At 64.5% G+C, this 15,816-nt stretch carries 9 protein-coding genes; 3 read left to right on the top strand and 6 right to left on the bottom strand.

All coding sequences use genetic code 11. The features are described from left to right. Window positions 1-23: 23 nt before the first annotated feature. Both AB870_RS00235 and psrA read right to left on the bottom strand, forming a co-directional pair. Window positions 24-1,331, bottom strand: coding sequence for an MFS transporter (locus AB870_RS00235; RefSeq protein WP_047906473.1), 1,308 nt, complete (start codon window positions 1,329-1,331; stop codon window positions 24-26). 222 nt (window positions 1,332-1,553) lie between these two features. Then, window positions 1,554-2,651, bottom strand: a complete 1,098-nt coding sequence (gene psrA, locus AB870_RS00230) for an iron-containing alcohol dehydrogenase PsrA (RefSeq protein WP_047906472.1) — start codon at window positions 2,649-2,651, stop codon at window positions 1,554-1,556. Window positions 2,652-2,800: 149 nt separating this feature from the next. Here psrA and AB870_RS00225 point away from each other — a divergent pair, with 149 nt between their 5' ends. Then, window positions 2,801-3,691: a LysR substrate-binding domain-containing protein gene (locus tag AB870_RS00225; protein ID WP_047906471.1), complete on the top strand. Its 891-nt coding sequence runs from the start codon at window positions 2,801-2,803 to the stop codon at window positions 3,689-3,691. 35 nt (window positions 3,692-3,726) lie between these two features. On the opposite strand, the gene AB870_RS00220 is transcribed toward AB870_RS00225, so the two are convergent. From AB870_RS00220 to uvrA, 4 genes are all read right to left on the bottom strand, one after another. Continuing rightward, window positions 3,727-4,578, bottom strand: a complete 852-nt coding sequence (locus tag AB870_RS00220) for an undecaprenyl-diphosphate phosphatase (RefSeq protein WP_047906470.1) — start codon at window positions 4,576-4,578, stop codon at window positions 3,727-3,729. A gap of 237 nt (window positions 4,579-4,815) precedes the next feature. Further along, on the bottom strand, window positions 4,816-6,141 hold the full coding sequence (locus AB870_RS00215; RefSeq protein WP_047906469.1) for an O-acetylhomoserine aminocarboxypropyltransferase/cysteine synthase family protein: 1,326 nt from the start codon (window positions 6,139-6,141) through the stop codon (window positions 4,816-4,818). An 886-nt stretch (window positions 6,142-7,027) separates the two neighbouring features. Continuing rightward, window positions 7,028-7,336 carry a DUF4148 domain-containing protein gene (locus AB870_RS00210; protein WP_071386812.1) on the bottom strand — a complete coding sequence of 103 codons (309 nt, stop codon included), beginning with the start codon at window positions 7,334-7,336 and terminating at the stop codon, window positions 7,028-7,030. Between the two features lie 585 nt (window positions 7,337-7,921). Further along, window positions 7,922-13,849: an excinuclease ABC subunit UvrA gene (gene uvrA, locus AB870_RS00205; protein ID WP_174554710.1), complete on the bottom strand. Its 5,928-nt coding sequence runs from the start codon at window positions 13,847-13,849 to the stop codon at window positions 7,922-7,924. 297 nt (window positions 13,850-14,146) lie between these two features. Between uvrA and AB870_RS00200 the strand changes: the two genes are divergently transcribed. Continuing rightward, window positions 14,147-14,683: a sigma-70 family RNA polymerase sigma factor gene (locus AB870_RS00200; protein ID WP_237170013.1), complete on the top strand. Its 537-nt coding sequence runs from the start codon at window positions 14,147-14,149 to the stop codon at window positions 14,681-14,683. Further along, window positions 14,680-15,771: a FecR domain-containing protein gene (locus tag AB870_RS00195; RefSeq protein ID WP_053059504.1), complete on the top strand. Its 1,092-nt coding sequence runs from the start codon at window positions 14,680-14,682 to the stop codon at window positions 15,769-15,771. Before AB870_RS00200 ends, AB870_RS00195 begins: the two co-directional genes overlap by 4 nt. Window positions 15,772-15,816: the final 45 nt, after the last annotated feature.

The following is a 15,816-nucleotide window of genomic DNA, read 5'->3' as shown; positions in this document are numbered from 1 at the left end:
ACACCCCCTGCCTCGACGCCCCTTCAGTAGGTCCGCTTCATCGCCTTCGCACACGCAGCGGACAGGCACCCCACCACCAGCACGTACACCGCGATCCACCACGGCTTGTGACCGCCGTATTCGAGCAGCGTCGCCGCCACCAACGGTGTAATCGAGCTGGAAACGATCCCCGAGACCTGATAGACGACCGAAATGCCGGTGTAACGCACCCGCGTGTCGAACAACTCGCAGAACATCGACGCTTCCGGGCCGTACACGAACGCATACACGACACCGAGCGGCACGATCACCGCGAGCGACACCCACCAGACGTTGCCCGAGTAGTGCATGACGGCCAGCGCCGGAATCGACGACAAGCTGCATGCCAGCGCTCCCGCGGCAAACACGCGGCGCCGCCCGGCGCGATCGGAGAGTTTCGACGCATACGGAATCGTCACGACCAGCACCAAAGCGGCCAGCGTGACGGCCAGCAGGATCGGCGTCTTCGGAAAGTGCAGCGTGCCGACGAGATACGAGATCGCAAACACCGCATACACATTGAACACCACGCCGTCGATATATCGCGCCCCCCAGCCGAGCAACACGTTGCGGCGATAGTCGCGCACGATCTCCGAGAGCGGCACATGCGCCACGTGCTGGCTGTCCTTGATCCGGGCGAACTCCGGCGTCTCCAGCACACGCAGCCGGATGAACATGCCGACCGCCACGAGCACCAGACTCAGCATGAACGCGAGCCGCCAGCCCCATGACATGAACTGTTCGTCGGTAAGCGTAGACGACAGCAGGGCAACCACGCCGGTCGACAGGCACAGCCCCACCGCGAGACCGATCTGCGGATACGCCGCGAACTGCCCGCGTTTGTCCCGCGGCGCATACTCGAATGCCATGAGCACCGCACCGCCCCATTCGCCGCCCAGTCCGATGCCTTGCAGCAATCGTAGAAACAGCAGAATCAACGGGGCGGCAATGCCGATGCTGTCGTACGTCGGCACCAGACCGATCAGGAACGTGGACACGCCCATGATGGTGAGTGTGACGATCAGCAATGGCTTGCGCCCGAGCCGGTCGCCGAAATGGCCGAAGAGAATGCCGCCCAGCGGGCGGGTGGCAAAGCCCACGGCGTAGACGGTGTAAGCGAGCGCGGTGGCAACGAAGGCGTCGCCGCTGGGAAAGAAGAGCTTGTTGAAGACGAGCCCGGTGATGGTGCCGTAGAGAAAGAAGTCATACCACTCGACGGTCGTGCCGATCAGGCTGGCCAGCGCGACCGTGCGCACCGCTTTTTCGGCGTTGACGGCATCCCGCGCGCCAACTCCGGTGAGAACCTGTTCCATTGCGCCTCCTGTTGATGCGCCGCGCCCCGGCGGCGCGCTGCGACGCACCGATCTGCGCCGGGCGTCTGTCTCCTGGATGCCTCTTGTGCCACGCATGCCGGAGATCCGGTGAGCGGCTATCGTTTTGATAATGGGTATTGCGGGGACTACGGGTAAGACTCGAAAACACTCATGCAACAGCAACTGCGCGAGAACGAAACCGGCGCGGTGTCGCCCTGTCGATCAGGCGACGGCGCCGATGAAATTACGTCCACGCGGACCGTCGAGGGCAGCGGCGATCATCTCCGCGGACTCCGGCCCGCTCACGCCATAGGCGGAGAATTCGGTGGCCACGCCCAGACCGTTGAGGAATGCCGTGAGCGCCTCGGGGGCGCCGTCGATATCGCCGTCGAACACGCGCGCCAGCACGGCGTCGCGATCCGCACGCCTGCCGATCGCCAGACGCATGACCGCGGGCAGGGTGAACGAGCACGCAATGCCGTGCGGCAAGCCGTGGCGAATCGTCATGTCGTATGAAATCGAGTGCGCGAGCGCCGTCTTGGTATTCGAGAAGGCCATGCCCGCCTGAAGCGCGGCCAGCGCCGCCTGCGCACGCAGCGTCATGTCGTCGAGCGACACCATGAGCTTGGGCAGCACGCGCATCATGTCCCGAGCAGCTGTCACGGCGAAGGTGTCGGAGACCGGATTGGCGTTGACGTTCCAGATCGCTTCGAGCGCATGCGAGAGCGCATCGAGACCGCTTTGCAACGTCACGGCGTATGGCAGCGAGCGTGTCAGGCAGGGGTCGACGATGGCCGCCTCCGGCCACGTCTGCGGCAGATGCAGCGAGTACTTCTTGCGTTTGACGTGCCGATCCCACAGCGTGGCCCACGGCGTAACTTCGCTGCCGGTGCCCGCGGTCGTGGGGATGGTGATAAGCCGCTTGATGCGCGTGGGCCGGAAGGTGCCGCCCGCGTCGAGTGCATCGACCAGCGTGGCGAACTTGTCGTCGTCGCCTGCGACCATCAGCAGTTTGGCGGTGTCCAGCGCACTGCCCCCGCCCAGCGCCACGATCACTTCGCACTGCGCGTAGCGTCGCCAGAAGTCGCCGTACATCGGCGCAAGCTCCCGCACGTCCGGGTTCGGGCTGACCTGATCGATCACACCGGCAAGCCGCCGGCCGAGCAGCGCCTCGATCTGTCCCGTCATGCCGAGCGCCCTTGCTTCGGGCATCGTGACGAGCACTGCGCGACGGTTGCCGACGAGTTCCGGCAGAGCGCCAAGCGAACCCGCACCGAAGTGGACGTCGACCGGATTATGGAAGCGTGAACGTGCAGTCATGGTGGCTTAAGCGCCGCCGCGCCGGAAGGCGTTGCGATCGATTGACGAAGATTGAGCTGGATTATGGAGAGCGGCGTCCTATACTTCCAATTCACATTTTTTCGCCGACATATTGGTAAAACCTATACCTTGTCACGGGAGCTTGAGGCATGCGGATCACCCAGTTGCGTTCGTTCCACGCCGTGGCGCGTCACGGCAGCGTTACGCGCGCCGCCCAGGCGCTGCACGTGAGTCAGCCAACGATGACGACGCAGATTCGCGCGCTCGAAGACACTTACGGAGTGGAGTTGTTCTATCGTCATGGTCGTGGATTGACGCTCACGCCCACGGGCAAGGCGCTTTACGCGGTGAGCCTGCGCATCTTTTCGGACGAAGCCGAAGCACTCGGCCTGCTCAAGGAGCATGGCGGCCTGCGCACGGGGGAATTACGGCTGGGCGCGGTCGGCCCGCACCACGCGATGGAGATCGTCGCGGCATTCCAGCCGCGGTATCCGGGCATTCGTATCTCGATGCGCTCGGGCAATTCGGAGGAGATGATCGAGAGCTTGCTGGCCTATCGCACCGACGTCGCGGTGCTCGCGCGATATCACGACGATGTACGGCTTCATGCGGTGCCGTATCGCACGCATCCGGTCGTACTGCTGGTGCCGCGCACGCATCGTTTTGCCCAGGGTCGCGGCAGTCGTGGGCGCGGCGCGGGTCCCAGCGTCAAGCTCGCCGATCTGGCCGATGAACCGCTGCTCATGCGCGAAGCGGGCTCGACCACGCGCCACGCGCTGGAGGCCGCCATGCAGGAAGCCGGTGTGGTCCCCAAAGTGGCGATGGAGATCGGCAGCCGCGAAGCGATTCGCGAAGCGGTCATCCTGGGGCTCGGCATCGCCGCCGTGTCCGCTCGCGAACACACGCCCGACGCGCGGCTCGCAACGGTGGCGATCGGCGATGCGAAGGTGGAGACCACCACCGTCGTGGTGTGTCTGGCGGAGCGTCGTGAGTCGCGCGCCATCGCCGCGTTCATGGACGTCGTGGCGGGACTGGTTTGATACGAGGGCAGCCGCGAGGGCTGCCCTCCGGCGGCTTACAGATACTGGCTTGCCGCAAGCACGACGGCGGACGCCACGAGGCAGTAGATGCCGAACAGGTACCACCGGCCGTGTTCGAGCCAGCGCGACAGCCAGCGCAGCGCCACGAGACCGGCGAGGAAGCTGAAGCCCATGCCCACGAGACTCGGCGTGAGCACCGACATGAAATGCCCCGAGAGCGATTGCGCGCCGCCCGATTTGTACAGACGGTACGCTTCCTTGGCAATCACCGGCGGCGTGAGCACCACCGCCAGCGCAAAGCTGAATTCCTCCACGCGCCGCTTGTCCAGGCCACGCAGCATGCCCGTCGAAATGGTCGAACCCGAACGCGAAAAACCACGAAAGGGCAGGCAGATGCCCTGCACCGCGCCGATCCACGCGGAATCCGCGCCGCGCATCGGACGGTCGCCCATCGGCGCACGCCTGCTGCCCGAGATCAGAATCAGAATGCCCGCCATCGCGAGGCCAGCGGAGATGATGTACAGGTTGCCGAAGAGGTGCTCGATTTCCGCATGGCCGGTGCCGCGCATGAGCACCTTCTCGATGAAAAACATCAGCGCGAGACCGATCACGCCGGTGAAGGCCGTCGCAACGACGACCTGCTTCGCGTTATGGATGAAATCGTGCTTCGACGAGAAGTAGCGCTCGCGCCACGACTTCCAGAAGTAGACGATGACCGCGAGCATCGTGCCGGTGTGCAGCATGACGAGCAACAGCGTCATGGCGGGCGTCGACGGATCGAGCCCCATTAGCTTCTCGGCCATGATGACGTGTGCCGAACTCGACACCGGAAGCAGCTCCGCCACGCCTTGTACGACGGCGAGCACGAGCACTTGCAAATAGTCCATGCGTAATCCTTGAGAAATGGGCAAGGACAGTACGCCGTTATTGTGACCGTTTAGTGACAGTCACATGGCGGCGGCACCGGCTGCCTGCCCCCAGCCGGATGCGGCGCATGATACTCCGGCAATCTTGGCGGAAAATGAGGACGTGAAGCGTCTCGGCGAGTCGCGGCCCGGAGCGGAACACCTCGTGCCGCCTGGCGTTGCGCCAGTTGGAACGACGGCCGCCCGGCGCGTCGGCGATTACTTGCGAAGTGCCTGATCGAGGTCGGCTAGCAGGTCGTCGATGTGCTCGATACCGAGGGAAAGGCGCACCGTCTCTTCGCTCACGCCGGCCTTGCGCAGTTCGTCCGGAGAGAGTTGGCGGTGCGTGGTGGACGCGGGGTGCGTGGCAAGCGACTTGGCGTCACCGATGTTCACCAGCCGCGTGAAGAGTTGCAGCGCGTCCTGAAATGCGGCGCCGGCCGCCCGTCCGCCCTTCACACCGAAGGTGAGAATGCCTGGGCCGCGGCCCGACAGGTACTTGTCCACCAGTGCGTGTTCGGGGTGCTCCGGCAGCCCTGCATAGTTCACCCATTCCACTTTCGGGTGCGTCTTCAGGAATTGCGCGACTTTGAGCGCGTTATCCGTAATGCGTTCGAGCCGCAGCGCGAGCGTCTCGATGCCCTGAAGGATCTGGAACGCGTTGAACGGCGAGATGGCCGCGCCGGTATTGCGCAACGGCACCACGCGCGCGCGGCCGATGTACGCCGCCGGGCCGAATGCCTGCGTGTACACCACGCCGTGATAGCTCACGTCCGGTTCGTTCAGACGCTTGAAGCGCGTCTTGTGCTCCGCCCACGGGAACTTGCCCGAATCCACGATGGCACCGCCGATGCTCGTGCCGTGACCGCCGAGATATTTGGTCAGCGAGTGGACGACGATGTCCGCGCCGTGCTCGAACGGGCGCAGCAGGTAGGGCGACGGCACAGTGTTGTCGATGATGAGCGGAATGCCGTGACGATGGGCGATCTCCGCGAGCTTCGCGATATCCGTGATGTTGCCCAGCGGGTTGCCGACCGACTCGGCAAAAATGGCTTTGGTCCTGTCATCGATGAGCGGCTCGAACGATTCCGGTTCACGGGGATCGGCAAAACGCGTGGTGATGCCCGATAGCGGCAACGTGTGCGCCAGCAAGTTGTAGGTGCCGCCATAGAGCGTGCTGGCCGCGACGATGTTGTCGCCCGCTTCCGCAATTGTCTGGATTGCATAGGTCACCGCCGCCTGACCGGAGGCCAGCGCCAGCGCCGCCACACCGCCTTCGAGGGCCGCGACCCGCTGCTCCAGCACGTCCTGCGTGGGGTTCATGATGCGCGTATAGATGTTGCCCGGCACCTTCAGATCGAACAGATCGGCGCCGTGTTGCGTGTCGTCGAAGGCGTAGGCCACCGTCTGATAAATCGGAACGGCCACGGCGCGTGTGGTCGGATCCGGACGGTAGCCGCCGTGCACGGCCAACGTCTCCAGCCGCCATGGCGGGGTTGCCGGACTGCCGGGCGTGCCTTCGTTGCCATTATTTTTGTCGCTCATGTCGAATGTCTCCGGACGGGCATTACGTTCCACGGGAGGAACGCTCGGATGGATTGATTCGGTATCCGATGACATTCTAAGCGGTGACGGCATCACGCCTTATCTCCGATTGGCGAATGCTAAGTGACAAATGTTTGTGATCGACGTCCGGGCCAAAGCCACGCCGGGCAGCAACCTTCGTGCAAGACGTCACCGCCAGGGGCGCACCGATGATGGGTCCCCAGCCCGAAGCATGCGACAACGCCATCGTACGCATCATCGAATTTTTGGCGCAGACAGTCGGCCAGCGGATTTCTGGGTGCGTCCGGTGTTATTGAGAGGACGTCTCGCCGGGCAGGCATGCTGGAGGTGGCAACCGCACCAGCCGAATCGAATCTGTCCACTGCTAATCCACAAACTTGCCCACAGAAAAACGGCAGATCTCCACAGGAAATCCACTGGCTTGCCCCGGGTTATGCAGGACTTGTTCACCGTATGCTTACCACATATCCACAGGTTATCCCCGTCGTTTTCCCGTATTTTCCACCGCCTTTCCACTGGCTATCCACCAGCTATCCCCTGATCGTCCACAGGGTTGCCCACAACTACAACACAGCTTGTTCACAGCGTTATCGACAGGGTTATTCACACCCGTCGACTTCGGGGGCAACGCGAGCGAACGTCATCCGGTCGGTCCCCGCCCCGAATACAACGTTCGCGCGGCGGACGGTAAGCGCCGTTCAGTTTTCCGGCGCCCACGAAATGCGAGCGCCCAAAACAAAATCGGCCGCAAACGAGGCGGCCGATCTGGTATCGGAGACTGCGATCCGGAGGCGATGCACCTTATCGGCGCAGGCTTACGGTGTTACGGCAAGTGCAGCGATTCGCGAAAGCGATGGGTACCGATTTAATTGCCGAAGTAGGTCGTACCGGCGCGTTGCAGGCCACCGACCGAACCCATGGTCACCGGGGCGCTCGCCGCAGCCGGCTGAGCGCTCGGCGCTGCCTTCGGGTAGACGGCGTCGTGTTGCACGACCAGACCGGCCTGTTGGGCCTGCACCAGTTCTTCACGAACCTGTGCGCGGGTCAGCACGCTGGTTTGCGGGACCCACGAGAATTCCGAGGGACCGTCGAACGCGTCGCTGGCGAAAGCCGAACCGGCCGAAACAGCCAGCATTGCGGAAACCAGAGCCGAGGTAATAAGAGTGCGCTTCATGATGATTCTCCTGTCTGTCTGAAAGAGGCGATGTTCAATTCATCGTCGACAGTTGCAGTCTATTGCTCTCATCAATCGCAATAAAGTCGATAATTGTCTATTTCTAATTTCCGATTTAGAAATAATTGGAAAGATTTCGAGAGAACCTCGGTTGGCTGCTCACACTTGCAAGCGAGCACTCACATTCGGTGCGTTCGTGGAGATTTAATGATCTAGATCCAACCGAACAATATATTGATTAATATATTTTAAAATCGACCAAAGCACCGAACGATCAGCGCAATGAGATGGGTAAACGGGCTACGTCGGGCTGTGGAAAGTAGGGCGCTGCGTGCCATGAGATGATGCGCCAACAAAAAACGGGGATGCTCGCGTCAGGCGTCCCGTGAAGTCGTCGGCGTATTCCGCTATCGGCAGCATGGCCCGGCGGTGCTGCGCACCCACGGGTGCGCGCCGTCGGCGCCCACGACGAGCGCGGCACGCAGCATTGGCCCGGTTCGGTTCGAGCCACCGAGGTCCGTGGAGTCGATGCGGCGGGCGGCGCCTTCTCCAACGCTACCCGCCTCACGCTTGCGCCCGTATCCCTTACTTCGCCGTGGCAGCTTCCTGCGGCGTTGCCGCCGTCGCTCCGGACGCTGCCGTCTGCGCAAGCACGGGTTTGAGCGCAATACCGGTGTGGCTCGCCTTGACCCTGGCCAGCGCGTCGGGCGAGGTCGCGGCAACCACGGTCCCGCCGTCCTTGCCGCCCTCCGGTCCCATGTCGACGATCCAGTCGGCTTCGGCGATCACATCGAGGTTGTGCTCGATGACCACGACCGTATGCCCGCCGTTCACCAGCCGGTGCAGCACGTTGATCAGACGCGCCACGTCCGCCATGTGCAGACCGACCGTCGGCTCATCGAGCACGTACAGCGTGTGCGGCGACTTCTGCCCGCGTCGCGTGATGTCGTCGCGCACCTTGGTCAGTTCAGTCACCAGCTTGATGCGCTGCGCTTCGCCGCCCGACAACGTCGGCGACGGCTGCCCCAATGTGAGATAGCCGAGCCCGACGTCCTTCATGAGTTGCAGCGGATGTGCAATGCTCGGCATCGACGCAAAGAACTCGACGGCTTCGTCCACTTCCATCGTCAGCACGTCGCCGATGCTCTTGCCGCGCCATGTCACGGCCAGTGTCTCGGCATTGAAGCGCTGCCCATGACAGACATCGCACAGCACCTTCACGTCCGCGAGGAAACTCATGCCAATGGTCCGAACGCCTTGTCCTTCGCATGCCGGGCAACGGCCTTCGCCGGTGTTGAACGAGAAGCGCGACGCAGAATAGCCGCGCGCCCGCGCTTCGAGCGTGTCGGCGAAGAGCCGTCGGATCGTATCCCAGAAGCCGATGTACGTGGCAGGACACGAACGCGGCGTCTTGCCGATCGGTGTCTGGTCGACTTCCAGCACGCGGTCGATCATCTCCCAGCCAGTCACCGACTCGCACCCGTGCCAGGCATGTACCACCGGCTGACGCGCCTGCGCCGGTGCTTCCGACTTCACCCGCGGCTTGCCGTCGGCTTTCACGGCATGGCGAACCGTCCCTTTGCGTGCGCGTCGCTCGGCGGGCGACGACAGCACCGAACGGCCCACCGCATCGAGCAGGTTCGTCATCAGCACGTCGCGCGCGAGCGTCGACTTGCCCGATCCCGACACGCCGGTAATGGCCGTGAGACGGGAAAGCGGCAGGCAGGCCGTCACGTTCTTCAGGTTATGAAGCGTTGCGCCATGCACCGTCAGCCAGTTCGGCGGCACCGCGTCGACTCCCTTCGCCGGCGCAACGACTTCGCGGCGCGGCTGAATCGGATGCTGCAACGGATGCGCGAGAAACTTGCCGGTCAACGAATCGGGATGCGACGCGAGATCCGCTACATTGCCCTGCGCGACGAGCGTACCGCCGCGCTTGCCCGCCCCCGGGCCGATGTCGATGATGTGGTCGGCGCGGCGAATCGTATCCTCGTCGTGCTCCACCACGACCAGCGTATTGCCCTGATCGCCGAGTTTGCGCAGCGCGCCGAGCAAGATACCGTTGTCGCGCGGATGCAGGCCGATGGTCGGCTCGTCGAGCACGTAGCACACGCCCTGCAAGTTGCTGCCGAGCTGCGCCGCAAGACGGATGCGCTGTGATTCGCCGCCCGAGAGCGTGGGCGCGGCCCGGTCGAGCGTGAGATAGCCGAGTCCGACTTCTTCGAGAAATGCCAGACGCCCCTGAATTTCACTGATCAGATCGCGCGCGATGCTCGCGTCGCGGCCCTTCAGTGCGAGGCGCTCAATCCACTGACGCGTGTCCGTCACGGTCCATTGCGCGACATCGGAGATCGCGTGGCCGTCGAACGTGACGGCACGTGCCACGCCATTCAGACGTGCGCCATGGCAATCCGGACACGGCTGATCCCCCACGTCTTCCGGTTCCTGATCCTGCGAGGGCAACGAATGCTCGCGCCCGCGATTGTCCTGATTGAGAACGGTGTCGTCGAACGCTTCGCGTTGCTCGCGCGTGAGCGCCAACCCGGTCCCCACACACGTGGCGCACCAGCCGTGCTTGCTGTTGAACGAAAACATGCGCGGATCGAGGTCCGGGTAGCTCGTGCCGCATACCGGGCAGGCACGCTTGACCGAGAACACCTCGATCTCGCCCACGCCTTCACCCGGCTGTTCGTCGCCCATCGTGTCGCCAAGGCCGTCGAGCGGGGCGAGCAGGTGCATCACACCCTTGCCCAGCTCCAGCGCCGCCGCGAGCAACGTGCGCAGCATACCTTCGTTCTCCGGCACGATCACCACGTCGCCAACCGGCAATTCGATGGTGTGCTCCCGGAAGCGATCGAGCTTCGGCCACGGGTCCACCGGCAGAAAGACGCCGTCCACCCGCAGGTGAGAATGTCCGCGAGCCTTGGCCCATTTCGCCAGATCCGTGTAGATCCCCTTACGTCCGACGACGAGCGGCGCCAGCAGACCGACATGCTGGCCACGACGGTCGCGCATCAGTTGCGCCACGATGGAATCGGGACTCTGCGCCGTGACGGGCGCGCCGTCATGAATGCAATGCTGAATCCCGAGCTTCACGTACAGCAAACGCAGGAAATGCCAGACTTCCGTGGTCGTGGCAACGGTACTCTTGCGTCCGCCGCGCGACAGACGTTGCTCGATGGCGACGGTGGGCGGAATGCCGTACACGGCATCCACTTCCGGACGCCCCGCCGGCTGTACGATGGAGCGCGCATAAGCGTTGAGCGATTCGAGATACCGCCGCTGTCCTTCGTTGAACAGAATGTCGAACGCGAGCGTGGATTTGCCCGAGCCGGACACCCCGGTGATCACGCTGAACCTGCCGCGCGGAATCGCCACGTCGAGCGACTTGAGGTTGTGTTCGCGGGCGTTGACGATACGAATGTCGTCGCCGCCCGCCGGCTTGCGACGGGCACGCTCGGCGCGCAATGCGGTTTGCAGCGGCATGCCCGCGTTGCCGCCGGTCCGGCCCGATGCTGCGGCCAGCGCCGGCGCCACCACCGTGCGCTCGTAGTCGGCCAGCGCCCGCCCCGTGTGCGAGCCCTCGCACGCGAGAACGTGCGCGAGCGTGCCGGCGCACAGCACTTCGCCGCCGCCTTCGCCGCCCTCCGGTCCCAGATCGATGATCCAGTCCGCAGCGCGTACCACGTCCAGATTGTGTTCGATGACGAGCAGCGAGTTGCCGCCGTCGAGCAGCTTGCCGAAGGCGCGCATCAGCTTGGCGATGTCGTCGAAGTGCAGGCCGGTCGTGGGTTCGTCGAAAATGAAGAGACGACCGCGATGCGCCACTTTCTGGCCGCTCGCCGTCTTCTTCTGCGCGGCCTCCGCGAGAAAACCGGCGAGCTTGAGACGCTGCGCTTCGCCGCCCGAGAGCGTCGGCACGGGTTGGCCGAGCTTCACGTATTCGAGGCCGACGTCGACGATCGGCTGCAATACGCGCCGCACGTCGCGATCCGACGAGAACAGCTTGACGGCTTCGTTGACCGTCAGTTCGAGTACGTCCGACACGCTCAGTTCGCGCATCGCCTCGCCGGGCACGGCACGTTGAATCTTCACATCCAGGACTTCGGCGCGATACCGCTTGCCGTCGCAATCCGGGCAGCGCAGATACACGTCGCTCAGGAATTGCATCTCCACGTGCTCGAAGCCCGAGCCTCCGCACGTCGGGCAACGCCCGTTACCGGAGTTGAAGCTGAACGTGCTCGCGTTGTAGCCGCGTTGCAGCGCGAGCGGTTCGGCGGCGAACAATTTGCGAATCTCGTCGAACGCGCCGACATAGCTTGCCGGGTTCGAGCGCGCCGTCTTGCCGATGGGCGACTGGTCGACGAACACCACGCCCGACAATTGCTCCGCACCGATCAGTTCGTCGTGCGCACCCGGCGCTTCGGTGGGGTCGCCGAAGTGACGGGCCAGTGCGGGGCTCAGAATGTCCTGCACCAATGTCGACTTGCCGGAACCGGAAACGCCGGTCACACACACGAGGCGGCCGAGCGGAATGTCGACGTCGACGCGCTTGAGATTGTGCTCGCGCGCGCCGGTCAGCGTGAGGCGCGGGGTGGCGTCATCGACGGGCCGGGCGCGCCAGTTCGACGCATTCGCGACGTGCTTGCGCCCCCCGAGATAGCTGCCGGTGAGCGTGTCGGCCCGGCGCACGTCTTCCGGCGTGCCGTCGAAAACGATCTGGCCACCGCGCTCGCCCGGCCCGGGCCCCATGTCGATGACGCGGTCCGCAGCGAGCATCACCGCCGGGTCGTGCTCGACCACGACGAGCGTGTTGCCCGCGTCGCGCAGACGGTGCATGGCGGCCACGATGCGATCCATGTCGCGCGGATGCAGGCCGATGCTCGGCTCGTCGAGGACGAACAGTGTGTTGACGAGCGACGTACCGAGCGCCGTCGTCAGATTGATACGCTGCACCTCGCCGCCCGAGAGCGTGCGGCTCTGGCGATCGAGCGTGAGATAGCCGATGCCGACGTCGCACAGATACTTAAGACGCGTGCCGACTTCCTCCTGCAACAGCTTGAGCGCGTCGTCGAGCAGGCCGGACGCAAGCGTGAGCGAATCGAAGAACTGACGCACCCGTGTGATCGGCATGAGCATCAGGTCGTGCATGGTCAGGCCGGGCAGCGCTTCGAGCTGCTCGCGCGACCAGGACACCCCGCGCGGCATGAAGCGTTGTGCGGGAGGCAGAACGGCATCGGCGTTCTCCTTCGAGCCGAGTCGCCACAGCAGACCTTCCGTTTTCAGGCGCGCACCGCCGCAAGTCTCACACGTGGTGTAGCTGCGGTACTTCGAGAGCAGCACACGGATATGCATCTTGTACGCCTTCGACTCCAGATAGCCGAAGAAGCGACGAATGCCGTACCACTGCTTGTTCCATTCGCCGCGCCAGTCGGGGTCGCCTTCAATGACCCACTCGCGATGCTCGGGCGAGAGCTTCGACCAGGGCGTATCGCGCGGAATCCCGGCCTTGCCGGCATACTCCAGCAAGTCGTCCTGAATCTCCTTCCACGCGGGCGTCTGAATGGTCTTGACCGCGCCGCCGCGCAGCGTCTTGCGCTCGTCGGGAATCACCAGCCCCAGATCGACGCCGATCACCCGGCCGAAACCGCGGCAGGCTTCGCAGGCGCCGTAGGCGGAATTAAACGAGAAGAGCGCAGGTTGCGGATCGGCGTAGTGCAGATCGCTGTCGGGACAATGCAGGTCCTGCGAATAGCGCCAGATTTCCGGCTCGCCCTCGTCGGCCAGCACGTAGACATTCAGGCGCGCACGACCGCGTTTGAGCGACGACTCGATGGCTTCCATCGCTCGTGCCTTCTCGGTGTTCTGCAAACGAAACCGGTCGGCCACGACGTCGAGCACCTTGCGCGAGCCCTGCGCGGTCGCGACTTCGCGCTCGGCCTGCACGCGCGTGTAGCCGGACGCCGAAAGCCATTGCTCGACTTCGTCTGGCGTGACCGTGCCGGGCAGTTCCACCGGAAACGTGAGGACCAGGCGCGGATCGCTCTGCGCGGTGCGCGCCATCAGATCGGCGTAGATCGTCTCGGGGGTGTCGTGACGCACCGGCTGCGCCGTCTCGCGATCGAACAATGCGGCCGCACGGGCGAACAGCAGCTTGAGGTGGTCGTTGAGTTCGGTCATCGTACCGACCGTCGAGCGCGAGCTGCGCACGGGGTTGGTCTGATCGATGGCAATGGCGGGCGGCACGCCCTCCACATGGTCGACCTGCGGACGGTCCATGCGGTCGAGGAACTGACGCGCGTAGGCACTGAAGGTCTCGACATAGCGCCGCTGGCCTTCGGCGAACAGCGTGTCGAACACCAGACTCGACTTGCCGGAACCGGACGGACCGGTCACGACCGTCATCTCGCCGGTCTGGAGATCGACGTCGAGGTTCTTGAGGTTGTGCTGGCGGGCGCCACGAATACGGATGGCGTGGCCGGCCGACGGATCGGGTTTGGAGGGCTTATCCACTTGGTCTCTGGGCAGACGGGAGAGCGCATACGCGCCTTGGGGTCACTACTCTATCAGGCCGATACGACAGTCGCTGACAGCATCCATACGTCGCCCGGCACGCAACGATTGTACTGTATGTTTGTACAGCACCCATCCATTCCCATGCTCGGGGTGGTTTTAATTCCACGCCCCCGGCCAGATCCCTCCGAAAGCGTCACCGCACGATAGGTCATGATATGATGCGAATGATTATCATTAACCTGAAAAGCGGCTAGATCAGCGACGGTTGCGTGCCGAAGCAGCCAAGCCACCACCATGATGCGTGACGACAACGGGGGACGCCAAGACCATGCACGCGCCGAGGCATCCGGCGTGACGGCGCTCTATCACGACCATCACGGCTGGCTGCGCAACTGGCTGCACCGCAAACTCGGCAACCACGGCGACGCCGCAGACCTCGCCCATGACACCTTCGTGCGCCTGCTCAGCAAGGACACGCCGGTCTGCCCTCGCGAGCCGCGTGCTTTTCTCACCGTCGTCGCGCAAGGACTCGTCGCCAACCTGCACCGCCATCGCAAGATCGAAGCCGCCTATCTCGAAGCGCTCGCCGCCCAGCCCGAGGCCGTCGCGCCCGATCCCGAAACCCGCGCCATCGTGCTTCAGACGCTCATCGACATCGACCGCCGCCTCGACGGCCTGCCGCCTGTCGTGCGCCGTGTCTTTCTCATGTCGCAGCTCGACGGCCTCGGCCAACGCGAGATCGCGCAGTCCGTCGGCATCTCCATCGCCACCGTGCAGCGCCATATCGTCAAAGCGCTCCACGCCTGTTGCTTCGGGGGAACGTCCGCATGAGTCACGCGATCCCCCCGGCCCCGCTGCCGGAAGCCATTACGCTGGCGGCAACCGAATGGTTCGTGCGTCTGCAAGCCGCCGATGCCGACCCCGACGTCGACGTCCGGGCGCGCGCCGCGACCCGGGCCGAATGGCAACACTGGCACGATGCCGACCCGCGACACGCCCTCGCGTGGCAGCGTCTCGTCGAATTCGGCACGCATCTTCGGACGATTCCCCCGCTGCTCGCACACCGAACGCTCATACGCGCACGCGCCAATCCGGGCCGGCGCCGCCTGCTCGGACTGATGGCCGTCGCAGGCGTGACCGGCGCCGTCTGGTCGGCGAGCGATTCGAATGCCGTGCGCGCGTGGCGGGCGGATCTGAACACCGGCATCGGCGAACGACGTACCGTACAGCTTGCCGATGGCACCGTTCTCGCACTCAACACGGATTCCGCCGTCGACATGCAGTTCTCGCAGGACGTGCGCCGCCTGCGCCTCGTGCGCGGCGAGATCGCCATCACCACCGGTGCCGACGCCGATCATGGACACCGCCCGTTCTTCGTCGATACATCGCACGGCAGCCTTCAGGCGCTCGGCACGCGTTTCGTGGTGCGCGAGCATGACGACAGCGCCGCCGTCGCGGTACTCGAGGGTGCCGTGCGAGTCGTGCCGGCCAAACGCGCCGATGCCGCCGCGGTGCTATCCGCGGGGCAGGGCGCGACCTTCGACGCCACGGCGCTTCGCTCACGCTTCGACGATGCGGGCGTCGCCAACGCCGCAGCGGCATGGACGCAGGGCATGCTCGTCGTGCACGCGATGCCGCTCGGCGATTTCCTCACCGAACTGGGCCGATACCGGCGCGGCCACCTCGGATGCGCCCCAGAAGTGGCGGGGCTGCGCGTGTCCGGCATCTATCCGGTCGACGACACCGACCGTGTCCTCGACATGCTCGCGCGCACGTTGCCGGTGGCAGTCCAGCGCTACACCCGCTGGTTCGTGCGCCTTCAGCCCGGCACACGCACCGGCCGATCGGCGGATGGCCTGCCGAACTCGTCCGGCTCACCCACATTGCGCGCCATCGGCGGCGAGCGCACACACACCTGAAACGGCCGAGGCGTCGGCACGCCGGAAATTGTGACGTCGAATGAG

It is taken from the genome of Pandoraea faecigallinarum (assembly GCF_001029105.3).
GTDB classification, from domain to species: Bacteria; Pseudomonadota; Gammaproteobacteria; order Burkholderiales; family Burkholderiaceae; genus Pandoraea; species Pandoraea faecigallinarum.
This window is presented reverse-complemented; position numbering and strand designations above follow the sequence as displayed.